We start from the raw sequence: 24970 nt of genomic DNA, 5'->3' as shown, positions 1-24970 counted from the left end.
TGTTCCAGTCCTCGGCTACCTTCCGTCCATGAAGACCGTCGTCGTCACGGGGGGAAACCGGGGCATCGGGCACGCCGTGGCGCGGGAGCTTGCCCTGCGTGGGTGCCGCGTGGTGCTGCATGCGCGGGACCGGGAGCGCGGCGAGCGCGCACTCGACGAGCTGCGCGGCGCGGGGCCTGGGGAGGTCTCGCTCGTCACGGGGGACCTCTCCACGAAACGTGGCATTCGAGCGACGGCGGATGCGATCCTCGCGGCGTGTCCGCGCATCGACGTCCTGATCCACAACGCGGGACTCTGGCCGAGCGAGCGGATCCTGAACGAGGATGGCCTCGAGATGGCCTTCGTCGTGAATCACCTCGCGCCCTTCATGCTGAACCACCTGCTCGAAGCGCGGCTCGTCGAGGGCCGGAGCCGCGTCGTGCAGGTGAGCGCCGGCCTTTCCGTGAAGGGTCGCCCCGATCTCGAAAAGACACCCACCGGAGAAGACTTTCATCCGCTCGGGACCTATCCCACGACGAAGCTCTGCAACCTGCTCCTGGTCCCGCGGTTCGCCGCGCGGTGGAGAGAGCGCGGGCCGACGATCCTCGCGCTGCATCCCGGCGTCATTCGCACGGGGCTCGGCGATCGGAAGGGGATGCTCGGCCGATTGCTGCGCGTGGTGAAGCGGCTCTGGAAATCCCCCGAGGAGGGCGCGCGGCCCGTCGTGAAGCTCGCGCTCGATCCGGCGTTCGAAGGCGTGACGGGCAAATATCATCACCTCGATGTGGAGACGGCGCTCCACCCCGTCGCGCAGAAGGAAGCGCTCGCGGCGGGGCTCTGGGCGCAGGCGCAAACGCTCTCCGGGGTGGGCGAGGCGAGCTGATGGCGTCGAAGCAGAAGCGCGGCGAGGACACGACGAAGCGCTTGCTCGACGCGGCGCTCGACGTCTTCGAGAAAGGCGGACACGAGGCCTTCACCGTGCACGCCGTCGTGGCCGCGAGCGGGGTGAGCCTCGGGAGCCTGTATCACCATTTCGGCAATGCCGACGGCCTCGCCGCCGCGCTTTATGCCCGCTGCATGGGCGCGCTGCTCGATGACCTCGTGGCCTCGCTCGAAGGCGTCCGCGGGGCGCGCGCCGGCGTCGCGGCCCTCGTGCAGGCCTACCTCCGGCATACCGCCGCGCAGCCGGCGTCCGCGCGGTTCGTGCATGCCTCGGCGTATGCGAGCTTCCTGCCCGCCCACGCGGCGATGATCCTCGCCTCCAAGCAGAGCCGCCTCGCCGCCATCCTGGAATGGCTCCGGCCGCACGTGAAAGCCGGGCGCATCGTGCCGTTGCCCGAGCCCTTGATCGAGATGCTGGTCATCGGCCCGGTCGCGGAGACGGCCCGGCGCTGGCTCGCCGGCGCGCCCGAGATCGACCTCGACGAGGCGGCGCGGGAGCTGCCCGAGCGCATCTGGCAAGCCCTGCGTCGCCCGCCCCGGCGCCGGCCGGCGGGCTTGCGGCAAAAGACCCGGCGCAAGCGCCCCTGATCGGGATCCACGAAGAAGCGCTCGCCCCTTTCGCGCGCTCTTCGTACACTGCGCGCCGCGTGGAGGTCCTTTCGCTCTGCCCCTTTCGCGCCGGGGCCTTGATCTGGCAGGCTGCGCCGGGCGCTTATTCGCTCACGGTGATCGTCAAGGCGACGTTCACCATCGTGCCCGGCGGAGAGGCGACCGTCGCCGAGACGCAGGTGCCCGTGACGACCCTCGCCGAGGGCGGCGTCGAGGATCTCTCGCCGCTCAAGCCCCGCGTGGACGTCCTCGTCCAAGGCGCCACCGACCCCGAGGCGCGCGTCGCCGTCGAAGGCGGAAGCCTCCCTGCCGGCGGCCCCGTGCCCCCGCAAGCGCCGTCGCGCCGGCTGCTCCTCGGCGACGAGGCGTACGCCTGGGCGCAGGGCGTGCTCGGCGGCGAGGCGCGGACCGCGGGCCCCCCGCCCGAGGGGTTCGACTTTGCGTTCTTCCAGTGCGCCCCGCGCGAGCAGCGGATCGACCTGCTCCGCATCGCCGCCTCCATCGGCATGGACCGCATCCTGCCCACGCCCGGCCGGATCGAGACGCGCCTGCCGCAGCGCCGCCCCCACGCCTTCCGCGTCGATCCAAAGGGCGGGCGCGTCACCGAGATCGTGCTCCGCTGCGACACGCTCTGCATCGACGCCGCAGCGAAGACGATGGTCCTCACGTTCCGCGGCGTGGCCGATCTGAAGAGCGGCGCCGAGGCCGACGTCGGCAAGATCGTGGTCGCCGCGCATCCGGAAGGGAAGCGGATCCGCGCCGAGCGGATCGATCGGTTCCTTCGCCTCGGTGAGTCGCTGGAGGAAGACGTCGAGGCGGGCTTGAACCTGCTGGAGATGCGGCACGACGCCGTCCTCATCGCCCCGAAGAGCGGCGACACGATGGTGCTGCCGGAGCGGGTGGAGGCGCCGCCGATCACGTTCATCGATCCCGCGCCGCCCGACGTCTCGCAACGACAACGCACGCGCACCCTCCCGTTGCCCACGGATCGCGACGAGGTGGGCCTGTCGAACCCGGCGGCCGCCTTGCCGTTCCGTCGTCCCGAGGATCCCATCGCGGCGCCGCCGCTTCCGCCGCCGCCCGTGTCGCCGCCGTCGCCGAAGCTCATCGCGGAGCCGCTCACCGAGGACACGACGCTCGACATGCCGAAGGCCGCAGCGCCGCCGTCTTCGCGCGAGATCGGCCGCCGGGTCGAACCACTCCCGAACGCGCCCGCGCCGCCGCCTTCGACCCGAACGCCTGCCACGCCGGCGATCAAGCCGCCGATCAAGCCGCCCGCGCCCCTCGGCCCGCGCCTCGGCAAACCCGCGGCCCCGAGCGCCGGCCCTCCGCGGCCCTCACCGCCGCGCCCGGGGCCGGTGCAGGGGGGAAAGGTCGCCGCGCCCGCCGCCGTGTCTGCGCGCGTGTCCGCCGCCGCGCCCGCGCCCGCACCCGCTTCCGCTCCCGCGGACCCTCCGCCGCCGAGCTCTCCCGCCCCCTTTGATCCCGCCTCCATCCCCATCGAACGGTGCGCCACGATCGCCGCCGAGCTGCGCCATCGCCCCGACGGCCGCGACGCGCTCCTCGCGCTGAACGCTCTCTCCAGCGCGTCGTGGGCCTCCGTCGAGCGACACTGGGCCGACGCGATGGACCAGGAAGCCGCGCAGGGCCAACGCAAGCTCCTGCTCGCGTACGACGCGGCCTACCACGCCACGCAGGAGCGGCTCGGCTTGCGCGTCGGGCTCGTCGAGCATGCGCGGCTCCAGGTCGCCGCCGAGCGCGGGACGACGGCGGACGTCCTCGCCGAGCTCGGGCTCGAGGCTTCGGATCAGGCGCGGCTCGGGAGAGTGTGGACGCAGCGGTTGGTCGACGACCCCCGCCTCATGTCGAAGCTCGCCGCCGCGATCGGCGCGGCGCGCGCTTCCTGATCAGGAGCCCTCGGCGGGCACGCTTTGGGGCTCGGCGCGCGAGGCCGAGGCGGTCGAGTGGTTCTTCTCGGCTTGATCACGCACCCCCGTCACGGCCTTGTCCGCGGCCGTGCAGAGCTCCGGCGTCACCACCGCCGAGGGCACGGGCATCTTCGGGTCGACGAGGATCTCCAGCTTCACGATCGTCCGCTCCCCGTCCACCGCGCGGAGCTTCCACGTGGCGCGGAAATCGTCGACGTTTCCGCGCTCCATCCGCGCCGTGATGCGCTCCTCGTTCCCGACTTTGACAGGCTGTCCGATCTTCGTGACGACCCACACTGTCGCGGCGCCGTGCAGGATCGGCACTTCCAGGTACACCTCGCTCACGCCCTTCGTGCGCGAGAGCAGCTTGCTCTGCTTGAAGGGCTTGATGACCTTCTCGTAGTGCCGGTAATCCGTGACGAGCCGCCGCACCTCGTCGATCGGCGCGTGCACCAGGATCGCCGCGCCGCCCGTGTCGATCGAGTTCTCCGGCTCCGTCGTCTTCTGCGTGTACCGCTGCGCCTTGCCGCGGGCCTCGAGCCGCGCGGCTTCCTCGTCACCCGCGCGCGCGACGTTCGGCGCGGCGCTGAGGGTGGTCAGAGTCGTGAGCAGCGCGAAGGCGAGGTGGCGCAGGCGAAGCGTCATGGGTGTCTCCGGAAAACGACAAGGGGGATTCCTTGTCGTCGTCGACATCCCGAAGTGCAGGAGCCATGCCGCTCTCCCCCGAGGATCGGGGAATCCCACCAACTCCGCAGGATCTCAGGCGGTCATGCCGCTGTGCGGCGTGTGAATCCTGCGGAGGCGTGACAGTTCGTTCACGCCCCGCCTGCCGGCGGTGCCGGGGAGGCGGGCGTCGGCGGTGCCGGCGTCGAGGGGGGCGGCGCCGCTTCTTTGCTCGTGCGCGTGTCGGCCTCGTCGAGAGGCGCCATCTTGCAAGTACCGTCGAACTGGACGCCGCGATCGATGAAGATCGCCGGCGCGTGCAGCGCGCCCGTGACCTTGGACGGGGCGTAGAGCTCGATGGCGGTGCGGGCGCGGATGCTCGCGGAGACCTCGCCCCCCGTGACGATGCAGGCGCCGACGAGGATGTCGCCCGAGACGTGGGCGCCGTCGCCGATGACGAGCACGTCGTCGCCGCGGATCTCGCCCTGGAAGTCACCGTCGAGGCGCACGCGGCCCTCGAAGTAGAGCTTGCCCTCGAAGCGGGTGCCACGCCCGAGCAGGGCGTTGATCTCCGTGGGCCGATGCCCGGCCTGTGCGCCCGAGGCCTCCACGCGCTGCGGCGGATCGTCCTGTCCGGAGAGCGGCTCCATGCCTCCGTGCCTTACTCCACCCACGCCCCGGAGAGCAACCGTCCCGAGGGGGACGCCTCGCGTCCCCCTCTCGGCCAGGCGGAGCCCGGCCGATTCACCCCCCGAAGGCGAGCTCGCTTCGCGATCTCGCAGAGCGCCGAATGTTTCGTCGCTCTAGGACTTGATGAGCGAGCGCACCTCGATCTCCAGGTTTTGCTCCTCGGCGACCGCGTCCATGGCCTTGCGCACCTTGCTGATGCCGACCGACTGGGGCACGTCGATGCGCGCTTCCATGCGGAAGAGCTGCGATCCGGTGACGGGCGCGGCGTACGCGGAGGCCTCGAGCGAGACGATGTTCACGCCCGCGTGGGCGAGGGCCCGGGCGACGGCGCGCACGATGCCTTCGTGATCGAGCGCCTCGGCCGTCACGGCGCAGGGGATCGTGGGGGCGCGGCGGTGCTCCTCGGGGGCCTTCGTCCGGCGCGCGACCACCGTGAGGCCGGTGTTCTTCTGGAGGTCGCCGAGGTCCTTCTCGATGGCGTCCACGGTCTCCGGGGGGCCCGAGGCGAGCAGGAGGATGCCGAACTCGGCGCCGAGGATGGCCATGCGGCTGTCCTCCACGTTGCCCCCGTGCTTGGTGAGGTACTCCGTCACCTCCGCGACGAGGCCCGGCCGATCGGGTCCCAGGCAGGACAGGACCACGTACACGTCTTGTTGCGTCATGCGGCGCATCCTAGAGCATCGAACCGTTCGATGCTCTGCGAGATCGCAAAGCGAGCTCGCGGCGTGTGATGAGTCGACGCCCGTTCAGCGGGATCGCCTCGCACCCCACGAACGGCAAGAACGCGTCGGGGACGCTGCGTCGATCGTCCCGAGCGTCCGCTCGGCAGGAACGCTGGTTCGACCGGCAGGGCGGCGGCGCCTCTGGAAAGTGCGCCTCGCGTCGACGAACGTCAGGCGGCTCGGGCGAATGCGTGGAGCACGTACAGGTGGGGGCTCATGCTGAACGGGTGGCCGCCGGCGGCATAACATTGCAGGAGGGGAAAGAAAGGATTGGCTTCGAGCTTGCCGTGGGGCTCGGCGAGCTGCCATTCGATGCAATCGTTGAGGTCCACCTGCGCATAATGGAAATACCAACTGGCGGGCTCGACGAGTTCGGGGGGCAGCGCCGCGCGCAGGTCGGCCTCGGCGTGCAGGTTCCAGCAATCGCCGCGGCCATACTTCACGATGATGTGGCCCGTGCGGGGTCGAGGCTCGTCGCCGTTCCAGGAGATCGTCCGCGCATGATCGCCGCGGTTCCAGCCCATCACCTCCTTGTGCCGGAGCGAGAGGAGCTTGAGTGAGCCGTACTTCCAGTCCCAGCTATTCGGGCACTTTCGGGCACGTTCGTACAATGTCGAGAACACGGAGCCGCCGCCGACCGACACCTGCACGTCGCACGTTTCGGCGCGCCGACCCCGCATGTACGTCTCGGCAAGCCTGTGATGCTCATGAAGCAGCTTCGCGGCGTGCTGGACATACGAGTCGCGCCGCGGAGGCTCGAACCAATCGATGGACTCCCACGTCTCGATGATGCGCAAGAGCCCGCGGGTAGCAGGGCCGTAGTCGCATTGCGCGGGATCGAAATAAGGAAACGTCGACTTCATGAAAAGAAGCTCCCCAGCGTCGTGATCTCCCCGTGCCGGGCCCGGACCACGAGGGCGCCCGCCTCGGCCGGGACGATGCCGACGCCCGAGATGATCGATCCCAGGATCGGCCCTGTCTTCGTGGCGCCGATGAGATACACGCGCCCCGCGGGGATCAGCTCCTCGACCGACGCTTGGACCGCGCGCAGGACTTCATCGAAATCGGCGGGCGCACCTTCGAGATGGCGACGCGCCAGCGCGAGGATCTTCCGGTCGCGCTCGCTCAGCCCGAGGTCGGCGAACGTCGCGGCGGCAGCTCGCAGCTCTTCGTGTTTCTGCCGAGCAGGTCGAGGGAGCGCCTGCAGCGGCGTGGGTTCGGGTGCCAGGATCATGATCCGCGTCCTCCTTCCAGGTACGTCTTCAGCGCGTCGGACAGGCGGTGCATGAGGACAGGCTGCCCGATCTCGTGCCGGAATGCACGCAGCCGTCGGAACACGCATCTGCAATGGTGCGGCGTGGTCTGCAACCGGCTCGCGGGCGCCCAAGCGATGGTGCGGAGCCGTATGGCGGCGGGTCACCCAGGCCGGCGGAGTTCCCCTCGGGACGAGAGGGTCGCGCCGGGGACCGCGAGCGCGCTGGCGACGAGGTGCGCGACCCGGACGGGCTCGGGGAGGCGCCCGTGGACGGCGAGCCGTCGGATCACCGCGGTGGCCTCTTCCATGCTGAGCCCCGCGCGCTGGATGAAGAGGTCGGCGCACGGATCCATGGCCCCGGCCTTCTCGATGAGCTTCCATTTGCGAGCGCCGCCCGGGACCTTTTCGAGCAGCGCGTGCCGCACGGCCGGGATGTTCGGCTCTCGCTTCGACACGACCAGCACGGCCATGCCGAGCCGCTCGGCGAGATCGTGCACGTCAACCACGTTGAACCCCGCGAGCGCGATGCCTTCCATCATCACGAGCCGGGTATGCGCGGCGAACCGCGAGCGACTGATCATGGAGACGAGGGCGTCCGTGGCGTTCGCGCCGTCGCGCCGCACCTTCGAGGAGAGCACGCCTTCCAGGCGGGTCCCGGCGAACGCGACGCCCACGATCGGCACGTCGCCGCGGTGCGCGCGCGGGAAGGGCGCGTCGTCGACGCCGATGACGTGGGAGAAGGGGCTCATGGGCCCGAGGGAGGGTCAAGTCGTTCGAGATGTCAACCGTCTCAAGGCGTGACGGTGAGGACCGGCAGCGTGGCCGGGTTGAACGTGAGGCCCGGATTGGAGCCCGCGCCGTCCGTGTCGCAGTACGTCCAGCGCCCGCCGTCGAGGCTCACGCGATACGTGTAGCGGTAGGTGCCCGCGGCCGGGGCGGTGAACGAGCCCTTGTACTCGTCGTCGTTGCCGTATTGCTGGTTGAACGAGGCCGGGAACCACTGCCAGCCGCTCTGGCTCGTCGGGTTGACGTGGGCCGGGCCGTACCCGATCTCCGCCTTCACCGTGGCATGGGCGCCGGCCAGGTTCGTGATGTCTGCCTCGTACACGCGGCCGTAGACGAGGGGCGTCGTCTGGCCGGCGGCCACGGTGAGCGACGTCGGGAATTGCAGATTGCAATCGTCGATCTCGGCGGGCAGGTCCGACTCGTTGACGGTCGCGTCTTCGGCGCCGCAATCGCAGATGTGGGCCGGGCTGCCGAGGCTGCTCCGCGGGGCGGCGGTGCCGACCACGAAGTCGGCCTCGTTGTTGTTCGTGTCCTTGCAACCGTCGTCGACGCGGAAGAGCGCTTTCTTCGGATCGGGCGTGTAGGGCCCGGGCGTATAGTCGTCCTCGTCCTCGTACTCGTAGCAACCCACGGAGCTCCCATAGCCGATGAAATCGATGAGCGACGCGTTGCCGAGGGGGCAATCGCCGCTCACCGGCGTGTAGCTGCTCATGAGCGCCACCTTGCCCTGGCCGCCGTAGACCGAGGCGTAGTTCACGATGTCCGGCGGCACCGGGAGCCAGGTGCCATAACTCCCGATGCCGGATCCCTCCTGGATCAGGAAATAGCCGCCGGGCGGAATGGTAGTGCTCAGGTACGACGCCGTGTTGAAGAGCCCGTTGTGGGACGCGAAATACAGCGACCAGTTGGTCAGGGGCACCGGCGTTTTGCCGCGGTTGTGTAGCTCGATGTAATCGTTCAAATACGTCGCACCGAACTCGCCCCCATACCCGTAGACCTGGCTGATCACGACAGAGCCGATGCACGAAGGCGGCGGCGCGCCCGTCGAAAAGCCCGCCATCTGCGTGTACACCGCGCCGAGGGCATTCCCATACGGATCCTGGGCCGCCGTGGTCACGCGCAGCTTGTACGTCGTGCCGTACGAGAGCGCCGGCGCCGGGACGAGCGTCGCGACCGTGCCGCTGCCCGACATCGTGGGCGTCGCGGCGGCGAAGCTGAGGCATGTGGCGAAATCGTCGGTCGAGAGCTGGATCGCGCCTGTGCAGGGGCCGATGTCCGTCTGCGCGCCGAGCGTCGCCGGGTTCATGGGCGTGCTGAACGTCACGGCCAGCGTCGCGCCCGCGGCCACGCCCGTCGCGGCGTCGGCCGGCGTGGTGCTCAGGACCGAGGGCGCCTGGCAAAGGCCGTCGATGCACGCGGCGGTCTGGCAATCGGCCGCCGTGAGGCAAGCCTTCCCCGAGGCGCAGGGCAAGCAGGTTCCGCCGCCGCAATCGACGTCCGTCTCCGATCCGTTCTTCACGCCGTCGCCGCAGCTCGCCGGCTGGCAGACGTGGCCCATGCACACGCCGCTCGTGCATTGCGCGCCGGTGTTGCATTCGACGCACGCCCCGCCGCCGTCGCAGAGCTTTCCGCCATTCTGGTTGCAGGCCGTGTCCATGGGCAGGGGCGGGTGCGCGGGGACGCCCGCGTCACACTGGTCGCTCGTGCAGACGTTCCCGTCGTTTGGCGTGTCGTTCCCGTCGACGGCGCTCGTCGTATGGCCCGCGCCGTCGCATTGCTCGACGCGGCAATCGCCGGCCTGCTGTGCCGGGAGGGGCGTCCCCGCGGCCACGAAGGAAATGCCGCACGCGCCGGCCTCGCAGGTGGCCACGGCGCAGGGGGTGCCGGGCGAGGGGCAATCGGCCGAGGTCACGCACATCGGGACGCCGCCGCCCGAGCCGCCGGCACCGCCCATTCCACCGGAGCCGCCCGCGCCTCCGCTTCCGCTTCCGCCCGCGCCTCCGCTCCCGCCCGCGCCTCCGCTTCCGCTTCCGCCCGCGCCTCCGCTCCCGCCCGCGCCTCCGCTTCCGCTTCCGCCCGCGCCGCCCTCACCGCCCATTCCGCCAGCGCCGCCAGGGCCCATGCCGCCCTCGCCGCCGGCGCCGCCGGCGCCCATGCCGCCCTCGCCGCCAGCGCCACCGGGGCCCATGCCACCGGGGCCCATGCCGCCGGGGCCCATGCCGCCTTGTGCGCCCTGTCCGCCTGTTCCCCCGCCGGCGCTCCCGCTCGGCGTGGACGCGTCGCCGTCACATCCGGCGCCGCCCGCGAGGCTCGCGACGGTGAAAAGGAAGATCGCAACGCGGTTCTGCATGATGCTCCTCGTGAAAAGGGGTGACGGGGGGATCCTCCCATTGCCCCTGCGATTCACGCGAGATCCGCGGGCGCCAGAAATGAGATCAGGGCGCGCCAGAGCGAGCGCGCGCGCCGCGCATCTGGCTCGCCGCGACGCCGTACCAGCGCTTGAATGCACGCAGGAACGCGCCCGTCTCCTGGTACCCCAGCGCTTCCGCGATCTCCGCGAGCGGCAGCTCCGTATCACGGACGTACGCGCCGCCGAGCTCCCGCCGCAGCCCGTCGACGAGCTCCTGGAACGTCGTGCCCTCCTCCGTCAAGCGGCGCTGCAGCGTGCGCGGGCTCATGGAGAGCGCGCGCGCCACCTCCTCGAGATCGGGCGCGCCGCCGCGCAGCTTCTCGAACACGCGTTGCCGCACCTCGCCGAAAAAGTCGTGCGGCCGCTCGCGCGCCACGCGGGAGCGCTCGGCGTGGCGATCGAGGACCGATAACAGCCGCGGATCCGACGTCGCCAGCGGGAGATCGAGCGCCGCGCCGGGCAACGCGAGCCCCGTCGCGCCCGCGTCGAACTCCAGCCGATGCGTCCCCAGCGCGTCGGCGAGCGCCGAGGTATCCCGCGGGGCGGGGTGGCCGAACCACGCGCGTTCCGGCACGACGGAGACGCCCGAAAGGGCGCGGGTCCGGAGGAGGACGAGGACCACGAAGCACTCGTTCGCGTGGCGCCCGAGGCACAAGGGCGCGCCGGGGATGCGCTGCTGGAGGAGCCCCATGCCGCCTCGCTCCTCGAAGGTCGCCACGACGAGATCGTTGAGCAGCGCCGTGTAACGAGCGACGCGGACGAGGGCCTCGCGCACGGTCGGCGCGCTCAGGCAACTGAACTCCAGGAGGTCGTAGGTGCCGCGCTCGAGCTGCGCGGCGACGTGCACGCCGAGGAACGGATCGTTCGAGAGGCGCCCGGCCTCGTCGAGGAACGCGTAGAGCTTCGCGAGCGGCAGGACGACGTCGGGCGTGGTCTCGGCGTCGGGCGGCAGGCCAAACGCCTCGACGAGCGGGGATGGATCGACGCCGAGGCTACGGAGATACGCCAAGATCGGGCCGACGATCTGGGAGCGCATGGGTCGTAGGAGGGCACGCGCAGGCATCGCTGCGCCGACTATAACCGGACCCGCCCTGCCCTCGCGGTGAGGCATGGTGTCCTTGACGCGAGAGGTCGTGTCCTTGGCGCGAGGCATGGTGCTTTCGTTGCGAGTCATGGTGCCTTCGTTGCGAGCCACGGTGTCCTTTTTGCGAGGCACGGTGCCCTTGGCGCGAGAGGCTGTGCCCTTGGCGCGAGAGGCTGTGCCCTTGGCGCGAGAGGCTGTGCCCTTGGCGCGAGAGGTTGTGCCCTTGGCGCGAGAGGCTGTGCCCTTGGCGCGAGAGGCTGTGCCCTTGGCGCGAGAGGCTGTGCCCTTGGCGCGAGAGGCTGTGCCCTTGGCGCGAGAGGCTGTGCCCTTGGCGCGAGAGGTTGTGCCCTTGGCGCGAGCGACCCCGCCCTTGCGGAACACAGCTCCGCCCTCGCGGAACACGCCCCCGCCCTTGCGGAACACGACCCGCCCTCGCGGAACACGCCCCCGCCCTCGCGGAACACAGCTCCGCCCTTGCGGAACACGACCCCGCCCTTGGCGCGAGCGACCCCGCCCTTGTGGAATACGATCCCGTCCCTGCGGAACACGACCCCGCCCTTGGCGCGAGCGACCCCGCCCTTGTGGAATACGATCCCGTCCCTGCGGAACACGACCCCGCCCTCGCCACCACAAGCGAAAAAGATCGTCCCCGCGTAGGGATCGCCCGGCTCACCCCGTCAGTTGGATCGAGACCTCGCTGATGCAACACGAGCGAGGCCGAGGAGAGACCATCATGTTCACCCGTACCCTGAAGAGCTTCGCGCCCCTTACCTTCGCCCTTGCCCTCGCCCTGGGCGGTTGCGCGTCGGCGAGCCCGGACGAAGAGGTCGCTTCGGCCTCGGAGGCCTCGCAAGAGACCCAGGCCGGCCCGCAGGGACACGGCGGGAAGTTCGGTCGGCACCACGGCGGCGGCGAGCTGCTCGCCACGGCGCTCCACGAGCTCGACGACCTGACGCCCGAGCAGCGCAAGACGATCGAAGGCGCGCTTTCCTCCCTCGGCGACACGCACGAAGCCGACCGGAAGGCGTTCCACAAGGCGCTCGCCGACGGCGTGCGCGCCGGCAAGATCGACGAGGCCGCCGTGAAGGCGAAGCTCGGCGACGTGGACAAGATCGCGAGCGAGCGCCGCGCAGCCGTCGTGAAGGCCCTCGGCACGCTGCACGCGACGCTCACCCCGGCCCAGCGCGCAGCGCTCGTGGCGCACGTCGAGGAGCGGATGGCGAAGCACGGGCCCGAAGGCATGAAGCACGCGCGGCGCGAAGGTCCCGAGGGCGGCGAGCGCGGGCCGCGTGGACCCGAGGGCGCGATGCGCGGGCCGCGTGGGCCGGAGGACGGCGAGCGCGGGCCGCGCGGCCCCGAGGGCGCGATGCACGGGCCGCGCGGGGAGCACGGGCCGATGGGCTTCTTCCTGCACGGGCTCGAGCTTCGCGACGAGCAACGCGCAGCGATCAAGTCGGCACTCGAAGCCTCGCGGCCCGAGAAGGCCGAGAAGCCCGAGGGGATGGATCGGGAGGCGTGGGCGAAGAAGCACGAGGAGATGCGCGCCCGCGTGAAGGCAGGGTTCGATTCGTTCCGCGGCGAGAAGTTCGACGCCGAGGCGCTCCTGCCCCCGAAGGGCGCGCAGCCGCCGATGGGTGGTGATCACCTCGTGAAGGCGCTCGGGGCCATCGTGCCGGTGCTCGACGCCGAGCAGCGGAGCACGCTCGCGCAGCGCATCGAGGAAGGCCCCCAAATGCCCCCGCATTTCCGCGGCAAGCGGGGCCCGCGCGAACACGGCGAGACGCAGGCGCCGTCCTCGCGGTAAAGTCCAGCGCGCATGTCCGTCGATCTGAGGCTCGTCGCAGCGCGCGTGGCCGGTGGAGACGTGGCCGCCTTCCGGCCGATCGTCGACCACACGCGCGTGCCGCTCTACCGGCTCGCGGCGCGCCTCGTCGGCAACCTCGCCGACGCCGAGGACGCGCTGCAGGACGCCTACTCCAGCGCCTTCCGCGCCCTCTCGGAAGGTCGTTACGACGGCCGCGCCAAGATCGAGACCTGGCTCTACCGGATCGTGACGAACGCATGTGTCGACCTGCTCCGCAAGCGGCGCGAGCGTCCCGCCGAGGAGACAGGCGAGCCCCGCTTCGACGGGCTCGTACGCGCCGAGGCGCGCGTCGCCCTGAACGAGCTCGATGTGATGCTCAAGGCCCTGCAACCACAAGATCGAGCGGCCCTCGTGCTCGTGACCGTGGAGGGGCTCTCGGCGAAGGAGGCCGCCGAGGCACTCGGATGCAGCGAGGGGGCGCTCGAACAGCGCCTCGTGCGAGCGAGGGCCGCGCTCCGCACGAAGACCGAGGCGGGGGAGGTGTCCGATGGTCGAGCGTGAACAAGATCCGCTTTCGCATCTCGCAGCACTCGCCCGCGCCACGGACGATCTGCGTCCAACGGACGAGCTGACCGACGCCCTGCTCCGCGCGATCGTCCCGCCCGACGATCGTCTGGCGCGCATCACACGCGAGACGTCGGACCTCGCTCCGAGCGACGATTTCGTCTCGTCCGTGATGAGCGCGATCGGAGCCGCAAGCAGCACGCGTCCAGCCGAACCGCCATGGTCGTCCGGCGTGGTCCGCTTCGGTCGGTTCGCGCTGATCGGCGCCGCAGCGGCTGCAGTCCTCGGTCTCTGGCTGTCGCGGACGGCCGAGACAGGCTACGACTCGGCCGTCCTCGAGTCCGTGGCCTCCATCGAGGTATACGAATGAAATCCCGCCTGCTCCCCGCCTTCGTGCTCGCGGGCGTGTTCGTGCTCGGCGGCGTCGCCGGCGCGGGCGCAATGCGCGCCTACATGCTCCAGGACCTCCGCTCGCGCTTCGGCGGCCCCCCCGGCGAGGTCCGGACGCACCTGCGTGTCGAGTCCATGCGCCGGCACCTCGACCTCACAGCCGATCAAGTCACCAAGGTCGAAGACATCTTCCGCGACACCGACGGCGAGCTCGACCGCACGATGAAGCCTTGTCGCGACGGACTCGAAGCGCTTCACAAGAGCACCGACGGTCGAATCCTCGAAGTCCTCGACGCCTCGCAGCGCGTGCGCTTCCAGGAATTCAACGAGAAGCGCAAGCGAAGGCCCCACGGCGGCTTCCCACCCCCGCCAGGCCCGCCGCCAGGTCCGCCGCCAGAATGACCCAGGCCGTTGCGCCGGGGCGCTGCCCCGGACCCCGCGGGGGCTGTTCGCCCAAAGGCCCGAACCAGGGACGGCCTGGACCGAAGGTGGAAGAACTGCGCGGTGCGCAGTTCTTCCAACGGGCCGGTGGCAAGACCATGGAGGTGCGTCTCAAGCTGGCGGCGGGTACGTCGCTGGTCGCCGGTGGAACCGTCAGCGCCGCGGTCTTGGTCGGCAGGGGCGTCGCTGGTCTTGACCTGGCTATTCGATGAACTGCGCATCGCGCAGTTCATCGACCCCGCGTCCAGCGCTTGCGCTGGTCCGGGTCCAGGGGTGGACAACCCCTGGTCGGGGCCCGGGGTGAAACCCCGGCGCGACGCCTTCCACAGGGGGCCCGCTTTACGCGCCCTGGATTGAAGCGGTAGGCTGCCGTCCGTGACCCCGGCTGAGATCTTCGGGGGCCGCTTTGCCATCGAGCGGCTCGCCAGCTCAGGCGGGATGGCGGAGGTGTATCGCGCGCTCGATCACGCGACCGGCGCGCGGGTCGCGCTCAAGGTCCTGCACGCCGCGGGCGCTCCGTTTGCCGGCCACTTCGCGCGGGAGAGCTACGTCCTCGCCGAGCTCGATCATCCCGGGATCGTCCGGTATGTCGCGCATGGCGCCGCGCCCTCCGGTGAGCTCTTCCTTGCGATGGAGTGGCTCGAAGGGGAGGACCTCGCGCAGCGCTTGCGGCGGGGTCCCCTCTCCATTGCCGAGACCCTCACCCTCGGCGTGCGTGTTGCTGAGGCCCTCGGCGCGGCCCATGCGCGTGGCGTCGTCCACCGCGACATCAAGCCGAGCAACCTCTTCCTCCCGGATCGTGACATCGGCCGGGTGAAGATCCTCGACTTCGGCATCGCGCGTCCTCAGGCCACGCGGCCCGCGACGCGTACGGGGGGCATCCTGCTCGGAACTCCGGGCTACATGGCCCCTGAGCAGGCCCTCGGCGCGCGCACCGTGGATCCTCGCGCTGACGTGTTTGCGCTCGGCTGTGTGCTCTACGAGTGCCTCGCGGGGCGGCCCGTCTTCGAGGCTGAGCACCTCATGGTCCTGCTCTCCAAGATGCTCGCCCCCGAGCCGCCGCGCCCGGCCGACGTTCGTCCCGACACCCCCGCCGCGCTCGACGAGGTCATCGCGCGCATGCTCTCGCACGAGCCCTCGCACCGGCCTGCCGACGGCGCGGCCGTCGCCGTCGAGATCGCCATGCTCGACGATGCCGAGACCGCCTGGGTCCAGGGCGGCGTGCCCCTCCATCGCCTCGGCGCGGCGACGCCGATCGAGGATCCCTTCGAGGTCACCGGTGTCGGGCTCCCCGACGACGTGCCCACCTTGGACGCGGCCCGGCGGCCCGGCGACGGTGCGTCCACGTTGCCCCTTGATGCCTGGTATCGCCAGAGCGCCTCGGCCGGGGCCCCGCACACGCAGGTCTTGCCCGGCGCTTCCCTCGCGCTCGCCGGCTCCGAGGACGACACTGCGCTCGTCCCGCACACGCTCCTCGGCCGGCCCTCGCCGTGTGTCGGTCGCGAGCGCGAGATCGACGAGATGTTGCGGGCGTTTGGCGCAGTTGTCTCCACAGGCAAACCCTCGGCGCTCGTGGTCACGGGCGAGCCGGGCGTCGGCAAGTCCCGCCTTGTCGACGAGGTCGTCCGCGCCCTCGATCTGCGCGGCGGCCTGCTCGACGCCGAGGGCATCGTCCGCCCCGTCTCCGTCTTTACCGCCGAGGCCGCGCCTCTTGCCCAGGGCGCCGCCTTCGGCCTCGCCGCCGCGCTCGTCCGCAACGCTGCCGGCCTCGGCCATGGGGATTCGCTCTCCGTCAGGCGCGACAAACTCCTCGATCGCCTCGCGCGGCACCTCCCGCCCGCGTCGGCCGGCCGCGTCGTCGAGTTCCTCGGCGAGCTCACGGACGTCCCTTTCCCCGACGACACGAGCGTGCCGCTTCGCGCGGCGCGGCAGGACGCGCGGCTCATGGGCGATCACGTCCGCCGCGCGTTCGAGGACTGGCTCGCCGCCGAGTGCGACGCGCGGCCCGTCCTCGTCGTGCTCGAAGACCTCGCCCGCGCCGATGCGGCGAGCATCGGCCTCTTCGAAGGCGCCCTGTCGAGCCTCGCCTCGCGCCCGTTTTTCCTGCTCGTCACGGACGCGCCCCCGTCCTTCGCCGCCGGCCGCGCGCGCGTCTTGCCCCTCGCGCCCCTGCTCTCCGACGCGGCGCACGCCATCGTCCGGCATGGCCTCGGCGAGGCCGCGGAGCCCGCGCTCGTCACGCGGATCGTGCAACGGGGCCTCGGCAGTCCGCTTCGCCTGGAGCTCCTGACGCGTGCGGTGCGCTCGGGAGCGGAGATCCCCTCCGGCCCGACGCCCGACCTCGTCGGCCGCGCCATCGCCTCCCTCTCGCCCACGGCGCAGCGCGTCCTCCGCGCCGCGAGTGTCTTCGGCATGCGCTTCTGGCCCGGCCCCTTGCTCTCCGTCCTGCCCGGCGGCGCCTCCTCGCGCGCGGCCAGCAGCACAGAGCCGTGGCAAGCCGAGCGCCGGGCCCTCGCCGAGCTCACCGCGGCCGAGCTGGTCGTGCGTCGCGGCGGTCGCACGCCGTGGGGCGACGAGCACGCCTTCCGGCACGGGATCGTCCGCGAGGTCGCATATGCCTCGCTCGACGACGCGGAGCGCGCGCGGCTGCACCTCGCGGTCGGCGCGTGGCTCGAGCGCGCGGGTGACGCCGAGCCGGCTGTCCTCGCCGAGCATTTCAGCCACGCTGGCGCGCTCGATCGGGCCGTGCCCTGGGCGGGCCTCGCGGCCGAGGCGGCCTTCGAGGCGAGTGATTTCGACGCGGTGCTCGCGTGGGTCGCGCGAGGCATCGCGGCGGCCTCGGCGGGCGAGGTCCGCGGCGCGCTCCGGCTCTTCGAATTACAGGCCCGCAAATGGAAGGGCGAGCATCGGGCTGCGCTCGAGGCCGGGCATGACGCGCTCGGCCTCCTCCCGGTCGGCAGCCCGCTCTGGTACAGCGCCGCGGGGGAGGTCGTGCTCGCCGCGGGCAACCTCGGCGACGACGCCGCGCTCGTGGACATTTTCGAGGCGCTCTCGGCGCTCGGGGCCGAGGGCGAATCCGGCGCCCCGCACGTCATTGCTGTCGCGCGCGCGGCGCTCCAGCTCCTCATGGCCGGCCACCACGACCACGCGGAGGCCATGTTCCAAGCCCTCGACACCCTCGACCGGCGTGTCGTCGCCGTCGACCCTGAAGTCGCCGCCTCCGTGCACCGCGCCCGCGCCTTCCGGGCGCTCTTCGCGGGCGACGCGGGCACGAGCGTGCGCGAGTTCGAGGCCGCCGCCGTGCGCTTCGAGGCGGTCGGCGACCTGCGCAACGCCTGCGTCCAGCGGGCGAACGTCGGCTCCGCGACGAACGAGCTCGGCGATTACGCGCGGGCCGAGGCGTCCTTGCGGGACGCGCTCGCGCAGGCCGAGCGCCTCGGCCTCGGCGCGCTCGTCGCGCACGCCAAGCTGAACCTCGCGCTCGCCTTGGCGCGCCAGGGCCAGCTCGCCGCGGCCCAGGTGTTTGCGCGCGAGGCGCTCACGACGTCCACGCGCCAGGGCGATCGCCGCGTCGAGGGGTATGCGCGCCTCTACCTCGGCATGATCCGCCTCGCCGGCCGGGATCTCGCCGCGGCCGAGGCGGAGGTCCGCGCCGCGATCGACCTCCTCGCCGCGCACCCGCCGGTCCGCGCGCATGCGCTCGCCGTGCTCGGGCAAATCGCGATCTTCCGCGGCGACGCGGCTGCGGCGCTCGGCCCTGCGGACGAGGCCATGCGCCTGCTCGAATCGCTCGGCGGCATCGAGGAGGGCGAGTCGCTCGTGCGCCTCGTGCGCGCGGAGGCGCTCGCATCGCTCGGGCTCGAGGCCGAGGCGCGCGAGGCGATCACCTCGGCGTACGAGCGCCTCGAAGGCCGGGCCGCGAAGATCCGGGATCCGCTCTGGCGTGCGTGGTTTCTCGAAGCGGTACCGGAGAACGCGCGCACCGTGGAGCTCGCGCGTGCGTGGGGCGTGGCCGAAAGTGCTTCGCTCGACGACGATACGAGCGCGTGAGCGGGGGTATCCGCGACAATTTTTCGTGTGACGGCGAAAGGCCCCGTCGCTACGATGCGCGCGCGGGCGCCGGGAAGCCCGCGTTGTTCGAGGCCGGAGGACGAGACCATGAAGATCAAAGCCGCGGTTGCGCACCGACCCAACGCGCCGCTGAGCATCGAGGAAGTTGATCTGGAGGGCCCCAAGGAAGGGGAGGTCCTCGTCGAGATCAAGGCGACCGGTGTTTGCCATACCGACGATTACACGCTCTCGGGCAAGGACTCCGAGGGCATCTTCCCCTCGATTTTGGGGCACGAGGGCGCGGGCGTCATCGTCGACGTCGGCCCCGGCGTGAAGAGCGTCAAGAAGGGCGATCACGTCATCCCGCTCTACACGCCCGAATGCCGTCAGTGCAAATTCTGCCTCTCGCGCAAGACGAACCTCTGCCAGGCCATCCGCGCGACGCAGGGCAAAGGCGTCATGCCGGACGGCACGAGCCGCTTCAAGATTGGTAAAGAGCCCGTGTACCATTACATGGGCACGTCCACGTTCGCGAATTACACCGTATTGCCCGAGATCTCGGTCGCGAAGATCCGCGAGGACGCGCCGTTCGACAAGGTCTGTTACATCGGCTGCGGCGTGACCACGGGCCTCGGCGCGGTCATTTACACGGCGAAGGTCCAGCCCGGCGACAACGTCGTGGTCTTCGGCCTCGGCGGCATCGGCCTGAACGTCATTCAGGGCGCGAAGATGGCCGGCGCGAACATGATCGTCGGCGTCGACCTGAACCCGGCGCGCAAGGAGATGGGCGAGAAGTTCGGAATGACCCATTTCGTCAATCCGAGCGAGGTGCAGGGCGACCTCGTGCCCTACCTCGTGAACCTCACGGACGGCGGCGCCGATTACTCCTTCGAATGCGTCGGCAGCGTGTCGGTGATGCGCCAGGCGCTCGAATGTTGCCACAAGGGCTGGGGCGTGAGCGTCATCATCGGCGTGGCCGCCGCGGGCCAGGAGATCGCGACGCGCCCGTTCCAGCTCGTCACGGGCCGCGTCTGGAAGGGCAGCGCGTTCGGCGGCGCCCGCGGGCGCACGGACGTGCCGAAGATCGTCGACTGGTACATGGACAAGAAGATCAACATCGACGACCTGATCACGTACGTGCTCCCGATCGACAAGATCAACGAGTCGTTCGATCTCATGCACTCAGGCAAGTCGATCCGGACCGTCGTCACCTTCTGATCTTTGCGTCCGCAGCCGGGGCGGGGTAAACCCTCGCGCATGAGGGGACCCATCCTCGCCCTGGCCTCGCTGCTCGCCCTCGCCGGTTGCGAGAAAGCGGCGCCGCCACAACCGCCGTCCCAGCGCGTGACGCTCGTCCAGAAAGGCCCGGCCCAGATCGAGCTCCTGCCGACCGCGGGGCAGCCCCCTTATTGCCTCGTCTTCACCATCGCCGAAGGCGGGCCCATCCGTCACCTCACGATGCTCGAGGACAAGCTCTCGCCCGATTGCCCGGCCGGCGAGCCCATCGCAGCCAACGTCTTTCGAATTCCACCCCGCGAAGGCAAAGTGAAGATCTTCGTCGTCTTCTCGGATCGCGCCCTCGAATCCGACCCCATCGCGCGCCAGATCAGCGACCTCGTCTCGCAAAAACAACCCGTCACCGCGATGGACCTGCGCGCCCCCGGCCGCGTCGTCGTCGAGACGCTCGAATTCACGCCCTCCTCGGGGTGAGGCTCAGGGGTTGAGGCCGGGGCCCTCTGCCGGGACGCGCTTCGCCTCGATATGGGCGCGGGCGGCGGCCTCGGTCGGGAAGAAAGAGATATCCCACCGGAAAAACGCAGGCGAGATGATGCGCCCTGCCCGGTGCGTGGTGTGCACGAGCGTGCGAATGCCGAAGTTCGCGCCGTAGGCGAAGCCATTCCGAAAGGGATAGGCTCGGCTTACCCGCGCCCAGGCCCCGCGCGCGCCTGCGCCGAGCGATTCGAGCTCGCCGAGACCGAGGAGCAAATCGACGGGGCCGAACCGGTCGCCGACCGCGAACAGGATCCGCTGCATCTCCAGGATGTCCTGCAGCTCGTTTGGCCCACGGAAGACGACATGGATGAGATCCGGCCGCTCCAGTCGGACCGAGTTCATTCCCACGTCCCAGCTCGGCGTCGGACGATCGAAGGGATCCACGGTACGCCACGCTACCACCTGTGCAAGGCCCATACAACGCTGGTAAATGTAGAGGATGGGTGGCATGGGGAACCGTCGGGGTGCAATCTTCCTCGCTGGCGCGCTTTTCGTCGGTTGTGGCGAAGCGCCGGCGATCGAGGCGACTGCGACGGCCTGGCCCGAGGCCGACGCTCTGTTCCACGTCGAGCCCCGCTGGCTCGGCGCCGACGACGCCTATTCGGTCGACCTCGGCGGCGGCCGTGTGCTCTGGCTCTTCGGCGACAGCTTCATTGCTACGAGTGATGCGCATGTCCGCGGCGAATCGCGTCTCGTGCGAAACAGCGTCGCCATCCAGAATGGGTACGACCCGAGCGAGGCCTCGATCGAATTTTTCTGGAAGGGCCCGGAGGCCGAGCCGGCCTCCTTTTTCTCCGAAAAAGACGACATCTGGTATTGGCCCGGCGACGGCGAGCGCATCGGCGACAAACTCTATCTGTTCATGATGGCTGTCCGCGCGGCGAGCGGCGGCCTCGGCTTCGAGGTGTTCGATGCTGACGTCTTCGTCGTCGAGAACCCCGACGACGCGCCGCCCGTATGGGTGATGAAGGAGCTCGAAATGCCCTCGAACGACGCGGGCGTCATCGTCGGCTCCGCGAGCGTGCTCGTGCACGACGATCACCTTTACGCCTTTGGCGCGCAGGAGTCCGAGGGGCACGACATCCACCTGACGCGGTTTCCCCTGCCTGCGTCGGGCGAGATCGATTTCACCAAGCCCGAATCGCTCGGCCTCGCCTTCGAGGACGGGCAAACCGAGCTGACGGTGCACCACGACCGCGTGCGCGACCTGTGGATCGAAGTGCAGGCCGAGGGCTTCGGCGCCTCCGATCTCGCGCTTCGCACGGCAAACGACCTCCGCGGCCCCTTTTCCGACCTCGAAACGTTCTACCATCCCCCCGAATCCGACCGCGAGGATACCCTCGTCTACGCCGGCAAGGCTCACCCCGAGCTCGAAGGCGCCGATCTCGTGGTCACGTATGCCTCGAACAGCCTCGATTTCTCCACGCTCCTCGCCGACACCTCGCTCTATTTCCCCCGATTCGTGCGCGTGAGCTTGCGCGCGCCCTGATCGCGGCTTCGCGCGCGGGAGCCATCTATCGTCGGAGCGACGGATCGGGTAATCTCGATCCATGCTGCAAGGATCTTCCGCTTCGACTTGGGCTGCCCTCCTGGGCGTGATGGGCCTCGTGATCGCGTCGGCGTGTGGGGACGCTGGGTCCAGCGCGTCGTCCGGGGGCGGCGCGGCCGGCGCCACGTATGGCGCGGGCGGGATGGGCGGCGTGGGCGCGGGCTCCGCGGGCGCGGGCTCGTTCGGCTGCAATCCGGCCTGTGTTGCGCCGCAGAAGTGCAGCGCGGCGGGCACGTGTATCGATCCCGGCACGTGCGCCGTCGCCAGTGACTGCTCGGCGGGCATGAAGTGCGACGGCGCCACGAAGACGTGTGTCCCCGGCGGCGACTGCGGCGCGCAGGAGGCCAAGGTCGAGACGATCCCGCCGAACATGCTGCTCGTGCTCGATCGATCGTGCTCGATGACGGCGCTCGTCGGCAACGTGACGAAGTGGGACATCGCCGTCGCCGCCATCAACAAGATGACGACCGATTACACCGGCAAGATCCGCTTCGGCCTCACGCTTTTTCCCGACCTCGTGACGCCGAACTGCCAGCAGGCCGCGATTCCCATCCCGGTTGGCCCCGACAACGAGACGCCCATTCAAGAGCTGCTCACGGCGGCGCTCGCGAAGGCGGACAAATACTTCCCGGACGGGCCCTGCGTCACGAACATCCAGACGGCCGTCACGCAATCGACGACCGAGCCCGCGTTCAACGACACCGATCGCGACAGTTATGCCGTGCTCATCACGGACGGCAAGGAGACGTGCGGCTCGGACGCGACGACCGAAATGGAGATCAAGAATCTCTTCGAGATGCGCGGCATCCCGACGTTCGTGATCGGCTTCGGGGCGGGCATCGACCCGGCGCAGATGAACAAGTTCGCGAACGCCGGCGGCGTCCCGGCCGCGGGGGCGAACCCGTATTACGACGCCTCCGACCAGGCGAGCCTCGACATGGCGCTCGCGACCATCGCCAAGAAGACGCTCTCCTGCGCGTACACGCTCGACACGGTCCCGCCGAACCCGAGCGAGATCTACGTCTTCTTCGACAACACGACCGAAGTGAGCCGCGACGACACGAAGACGGACGGGTGGACCTACGATGCGGGCAAGAACCAGGTCGTCTTCTACGGCCCGGCGTGCGATAGCTTGAAGAACGGCGTGGTCATGGACCTGGATATCGTCCTCGGGTGCCAGGAGCCCACGCCGAACTGATCCGGAAGGTCCGATCCCGTTCATGAAGCAGAAGCCCGACCCGCGAGCCCCCGGCGCCCAGGCCCCCGAGATCGTCCACGGCCTGCGCGCCTGCCTCGCCGTCTTCGCCCGCCGCCCGGACGACGTCCTCGCCGTCTCCTACGGCCGCGAGGCGCGCCGCGACCTCGAGACCCTGATTCGCTGGGCCGCGGCGCGCCGTGTCCCCTGCCACGAGCTGCGCGACGACGAACTCGAGCGGATCGCGCACACGAAAAACCACGAGGGGCTCTGTCTCCATACGCGGCCGCGGGCGTGGCTCGGAACGAACGAGCTCGCGGACATGCTGGTCCGCACGCGCGGGGCGGCCATCGCGCTCGAGCGCGTGCGGAACCCCTACAACATTGGCGCGATCGTCCGGAGCGCGGCGTTTTTCGGCCTCGACGCCGCGCTCCTCGGCGCGCCGGCCCCGCACCCCGGCCTCCCGCCCGACGCCGTCCGCGTGGCCGAGGGCGGCGCCGAGCAGCTCGACTTCTCCCGTACCACGGACCTGCCCGACACCCTCGCGCGCCTGCGCACCCGGGGCGTCACGATCGTGGGCGGCGAGAGCGACGCCGCGGCGAACGCGTTCGGGTTCGCCTTCAAGCGCCCGGTGGTCCTGGTGCTCGGCCACGAGCGCGAGGGTCTGTCCGAGCGCGCCAAGGCGCAATGCGACGCGCTCGTGGCGATCCCGGGGGCCGGGTCGGTCGGGTCGCTGAACGTATCGATCGCGGCGAGCGTGCTCCTGGCGGAGGTTGTCCGGGAGAACCTGCTCGGGAAAAACCCGTCCCCCGCGTCGCCCGCGCCCCCGGCGCCCGTGGCGTCGCCTGCACGTCCGCCCGCGGGCCCGCCGCGGGGGCGTCCGCCGCGGCGACGCTGACCCCCGCGGCTCACCCCACCTTCCGCGCCCGCGTCGTCCCCAGCGTCTTTCGCACGAGGAGCCGGTCTCCAGCTTCCCCCACCTGGACGAACCCCGCCTGCAGGAACGTGGCGAGCAGCCCCGCCTCCTTCCCGGGCCGCGGCTTCGGCGGGTACGCGTCCACGAACGTCACCCCTTTGGCCCTGAGCGCGCGCTCGGCCTCGGCGAGCAGCACCCGGCCGAGCCCGAGCCGCTGGTAGCGGGGGGCCACGAGCAGGCAGGCCACCGTGGGCACCCGCCCCGCCGTCGTGGAGGCGCCCGGCCCGAAGGCCGCGAGGGCGCCGACCAGGCAGAGCGCCGCGGGAAAACCCCCGACGTACCCGGCAAAACCTTTGAGCCGTCCGGCGTGCATGTCGACTTCCAGGATGTTGATTACCTCCCAGGGGTCGAGCTCCGGTGGCTGTCCTGACAGACCGGGAAAAACGGCGTCCGGCACCTCGTCGAGCTCGTGCTCCAGCAGCGCCAGGCTCTCGGCCACCGTCGTGGGTTCGTCGGGGGAGACGGGAAGGACGTACGTGTCGAGCATGGGGTTTTACGGGACCGGACCGCAGAGGCCCCTCAATGAGCTCCATGTGTCGAACGACCCGTTCGTCCGTAAAAAAAGTGAGACCACGTAAAATAAATCGTGCTCCGTGGGAAAACCGTAGGGGAGGTCACGGTGGAGGGGATGCACGCGACAGGGATCGCGGCGGCGGGCGGGGCGCGTTATGTTTGGCTCGATGGTCCGGAAATTGGGGCTGCCCGTCCTCACGCCGAAGCCGCCGCCGCCGACGGTCGACGCCATGCGCAAGCGCCTCGGCGGCCGCGCCTCGACCGAGCCCGGGGCCGGCGACGCGGTCACGTTCACCACGCCGGGCGGCGTTCGGCTCACGGGCGTGGTCCTGTTCGTCCGGGGAGACGAGCTCGACGTGTGGGTCGACGAGAACGTGGTCCGCCGGACCCGTCGCGCCGTGGCGGCCCCGCTCGACGCCGAGCTCCCGCGGGACCTCGTGGCGATCGCCGCCGACGCGCGCGTCTTCGCCAAGCTGACCGAGGGCCAGCGGATCCGTTACCTCGACGAGGGCCGGGTGGACGAGGGCACGCTCGTCGAGAAGTGCCGCTTCGGCGCGCTGGTCGAGCGCGGTGACGCGACGATCGTCGGCCTCGGCTTCCGCAGGCTCTGGCCCGCGGACGCAACGCCCGCGCGCGAACCCTCGTAG

24 protein-coding genes are annotated in these 24970 nt (G+C 70.6%); 14 read left to right on the top strand and 10 right to left on the bottom strand.

What is annotated here, in order from left to right; all coding sequences use genetic code 11:
* Positions 1-28 precede the first annotated feature (28 nt).
* From POL67_RS39480 to POL67_RS39470, 3 genes are read left to right on the top strand one after another with little or no spacing between them, the layout of a single operon-like run.
* Positions 29-862, top strand: a complete 834-nt coding sequence (locus POL67_RS39480; RefSeq protein WP_271925957.1) for an SDR family NAD(P)-dependent oxidoreductase — start codon at positions 29-31, stop codon at positions 860-862.
* Positions 862-1509, top strand: coding sequence for a TetR/AcrR family transcriptional regulator (locus POL67_RS39475; protein ID WP_271925956.1), 648 nt, complete (start codon positions 862-864; stop codon positions 1507-1509). The genes POL67_RS39480 and POL67_RS39475 overlap by 1 nt, the downstream gene beginning before the upstream one ends.
* Before the next feature lie 59 nt (positions 1510-1568).
* Positions 1569-3437 (top strand): DUF2169 domain-containing protein, encoded by a 1869-nt coding sequence (locus tag POL67_RS39470; RefSeq protein ID WP_271925954.1) that lies wholly within the window; start codon positions 1569-1571, stop codon positions 3435-3437.
* Here the strand turns inward: POL67_RS39470 and POL67_RS39465 are convergent, their stop codons facing one another.
* The 8 genes from POL67_RS39465 to POL67_RS39430 all read right to left on the bottom strand — a co-directional run bounded on the left by POL67_RS39465 (position 3438) and on the right by POL67_RS39430 (position 11020).
* Positions 3438-4103, bottom strand: coding sequence for a type II toxin-antitoxin system RatA family toxin (locus tag POL67_RS39465; protein ID WP_271925953.1), 666 nt, complete (start codon positions 4101-4103; stop codon positions 3438-3440).
* A 170-nt stretch (positions 4104-4273) separates the two neighbouring features.
* Positions 4274-4771, bottom strand: a complete 498-nt coding sequence (locus tag POL67_RS39460; protein ID WP_271925952.1) for a bactofilin family protein — start codon at positions 4769-4771, stop codon at positions 4274-4276.
* 153 nt (positions 4772-4924) lie between these two features.
* Complete coding sequence (locus POL67_RS39455) at positions 4925-5473, bottom strand: glycine cleavage system transcriptional repressor (protein ID WP_271925951.1); 549 nt, start codon at positions 5471-5473, stop codon at positions 4925-4927.
* A gap of 230 nt (positions 5474-5703) precedes the next feature.
* The gene (locus POL67_RS39450) at positions 5704-6396 is read right to left on the bottom strand and encodes a hypothetical protein (protein ID WP_271925949.1); all 693 of its coding nucleotides are present in this window, start codon (positions 6394-6396) and stop codon (positions 5704-5706) included.
* Complete coding sequence (locus POL67_RS39445; protein WP_271925948.1) at positions 6393-6767, bottom strand: hypothetical protein; 375 nt, start codon at positions 6765-6767, stop codon at positions 6393-6395. The genes POL67_RS39450 and POL67_RS39445 overlap by 4 nt, the downstream gene beginning before the upstream one ends.
* A 182-nt stretch (positions 6768-6949) precedes the next feature.
* A complete protein-coding gene (locus POL67_RS39440; protein ID WP_271925947.1) occupies positions 6950-7537 on the bottom strand; it encodes an endonuclease dU in 588 nt (195 codons plus the stop codon).
* Positions 7538-7578: 41 nt separating this feature from the next.
* The gene (locus POL67_RS39435) at positions 7579-9924 is read right to left on the bottom strand and encodes an Ig-like domain-containing protein (RefSeq protein WP_271925945.1); all 2346 of its coding nucleotides are present in this window, start codon (positions 9922-9924) and stop codon (positions 7579-7581) included.
* Between the two features lie 85 nt (positions 9925-10009).
* The gene (locus POL67_RS39430; RefSeq protein ID WP_271925943.1) at positions 10010-11020 is read right to left on the bottom strand and encodes an AraC family transcriptional regulator; all 1011 of its coding nucleotides are present in this window, start codon (positions 11018-11020) and stop codon (positions 10010-10012) included.
* Between the two features lie 781 nt (positions 11021-11801).
* On the opposite strand from POL67_RS39430, the gene POL67_RS39425 reads away from it, so the two are divergent.
* The 7 genes from POL67_RS39425 to POL67_RS39395 all read left to right on the top strand — a co-directional run bounded on the left by POL67_RS39425 (position 11802) and on the right by POL67_RS39395 (position 20027).
* Complete coding sequence (locus POL67_RS39425; protein WP_271925942.1) at positions 11802-12872, top strand: hypothetical protein; 1071 nt, start codon at positions 11802-11804, stop codon at positions 12870-12872.
* A gap of 12 nt (positions 12873-12884) precedes the next feature.
* A complete protein-coding gene (locus POL67_RS39420; RefSeq protein WP_136929097.1) occupies positions 12885-13433 on the top strand; it encodes an RNA polymerase sigma factor in 549 nt (182 codons plus the stop codon).
* Positions 13420-13806: a hypothetical protein gene (locus POL67_RS39415; protein ID WP_271925941.1), complete on the top strand. Its 387-nt coding sequence runs from the start codon at positions 13420-13422 to the stop codon at positions 13804-13806. The genes POL67_RS39420 and POL67_RS39415 overlap by 14 nt, the downstream gene beginning before the upstream one ends.
* On the top strand, positions 13803-14228 hold the full coding sequence (locus POL67_RS39410; protein WP_271925940.1) for a hypothetical protein: 426 nt from the start codon (positions 13803-13805) through the stop codon (positions 14226-14228). Before POL67_RS39415 ends, POL67_RS39410 begins: the two co-directional genes overlap by 4 nt.
* Positions 14229-14642: 414 nt before the next feature.
* Positions 14643-18317, top strand: a complete 3675-nt coding sequence (locus tag POL67_RS39405) for a serine/threonine-protein kinase (protein WP_271925939.1) — start codon at positions 14643-14645, stop codon at positions 18315-18317.
* Positions 18318-18425: 108 nt separating this feature from the next.
* Positions 18426-19535 carry an S-(hydroxymethyl)glutathione dehydrogenase/class III alcohol dehydrogenase gene (locus POL67_RS39400; protein ID WP_271925937.1) on the top strand — a complete coding sequence of 370 codons (1110 nt, stop codon included), beginning with the start codon at positions 18426-18428 and terminating at the stop codon, positions 19533-19535.
* A 39-nt stretch (positions 19536-19574) separates the two neighbouring features.
* Positions 19575-20027, top strand: a complete 453-nt coding sequence (locus POL67_RS39395; protein ID WP_271925936.1) for a hypothetical protein — start codon at positions 19575-19577, stop codon at positions 20025-20027.
* A 3-nt stretch (positions 20028-20030) separates the two neighbouring features.
* Here POL67_RS39395 and POL67_RS39390 read toward each other — a convergent pair whose 3' ends face one another.
* Positions 20031-20432 carry a hypothetical protein gene (locus POL67_RS39390; RefSeq protein ID WP_271925935.1) on the bottom strand — a complete coding sequence of 134 codons (402 nt, stop codon included), beginning with the start codon at positions 20430-20432 and terminating at the stop codon, positions 20031-20033.
* 106 nt (positions 20433-20538) lie between these two features.
* Here POL67_RS39390 and POL67_RS39385 point away from each other — a divergent pair, with 106 nt between their 5' ends.
* The 3 genes from POL67_RS39385 (at position 20539) to POL67_RS39375 (ending at position 23732) form a co-directional block, all read left to right on the top strand.
* Complete coding sequence (locus POL67_RS39385; RefSeq protein ID WP_271925934.1) at positions 20539-21579, top strand: DUF5005 domain-containing protein; 1041 nt, start codon at positions 20539-20541, stop codon at positions 21577-21579.
* Positions 21580-21640: 61 nt separating this feature from the next.
* Positions 21641-22837 (top strand): vWA domain-containing protein, encoded by a 1197-nt coding sequence (locus tag POL67_RS39380; protein ID WP_271925931.1) that lies wholly within the window; start codon positions 21641-21643, stop codon positions 22835-22837.
* Between the two features lie 22 nt (positions 22838-22859).
* A complete protein-coding gene (locus tag POL67_RS39375) occupies positions 22860-23732 on the top strand; it encodes a TrmH family RNA methyltransferase (RefSeq protein ID WP_271925929.1) in 873 nt (290 codons plus the stop codon).
* A gap of 10 nt (positions 23733-23742) precedes the next feature.
* On the opposite strand, the gene POL67_RS39370 is transcribed toward POL67_RS39375, so the two are convergent.
* A complete protein-coding gene (locus POL67_RS39370; protein WP_271925926.1) occupies positions 23743-24297 on the bottom strand; it encodes a GNAT family N-acetyltransferase in 555 nt (184 codons plus the stop codon).
* A 193-nt stretch (positions 24298-24490) separates the two neighbouring features.
* On the opposite strand from POL67_RS39370, the gene POL67_RS39365 reads away from it, so the two are divergent.
* On the top strand, positions 24491-24970 hold the full coding sequence (locus tag POL67_RS39365; protein ID WP_271925924.1) for a hypothetical protein: 480 nt from the start codon (positions 24491-24493) through the stop codon (positions 24968-24970).

The sequence above is a fragment of the Polyangium mundeleinium genome (assembly GCF_028369105.1).
Classification (GTDB): Bacteria; Myxococcota_A; Polyangia; order Polyangiales; family Polyangiaceae; genus Polyangium; species Polyangium mundeleinium.
The sequence above is the reverse complement of the archived record's forward strand: the minus strand, read 5'-3'. Positions and strand labels throughout refer to the sequence as shown.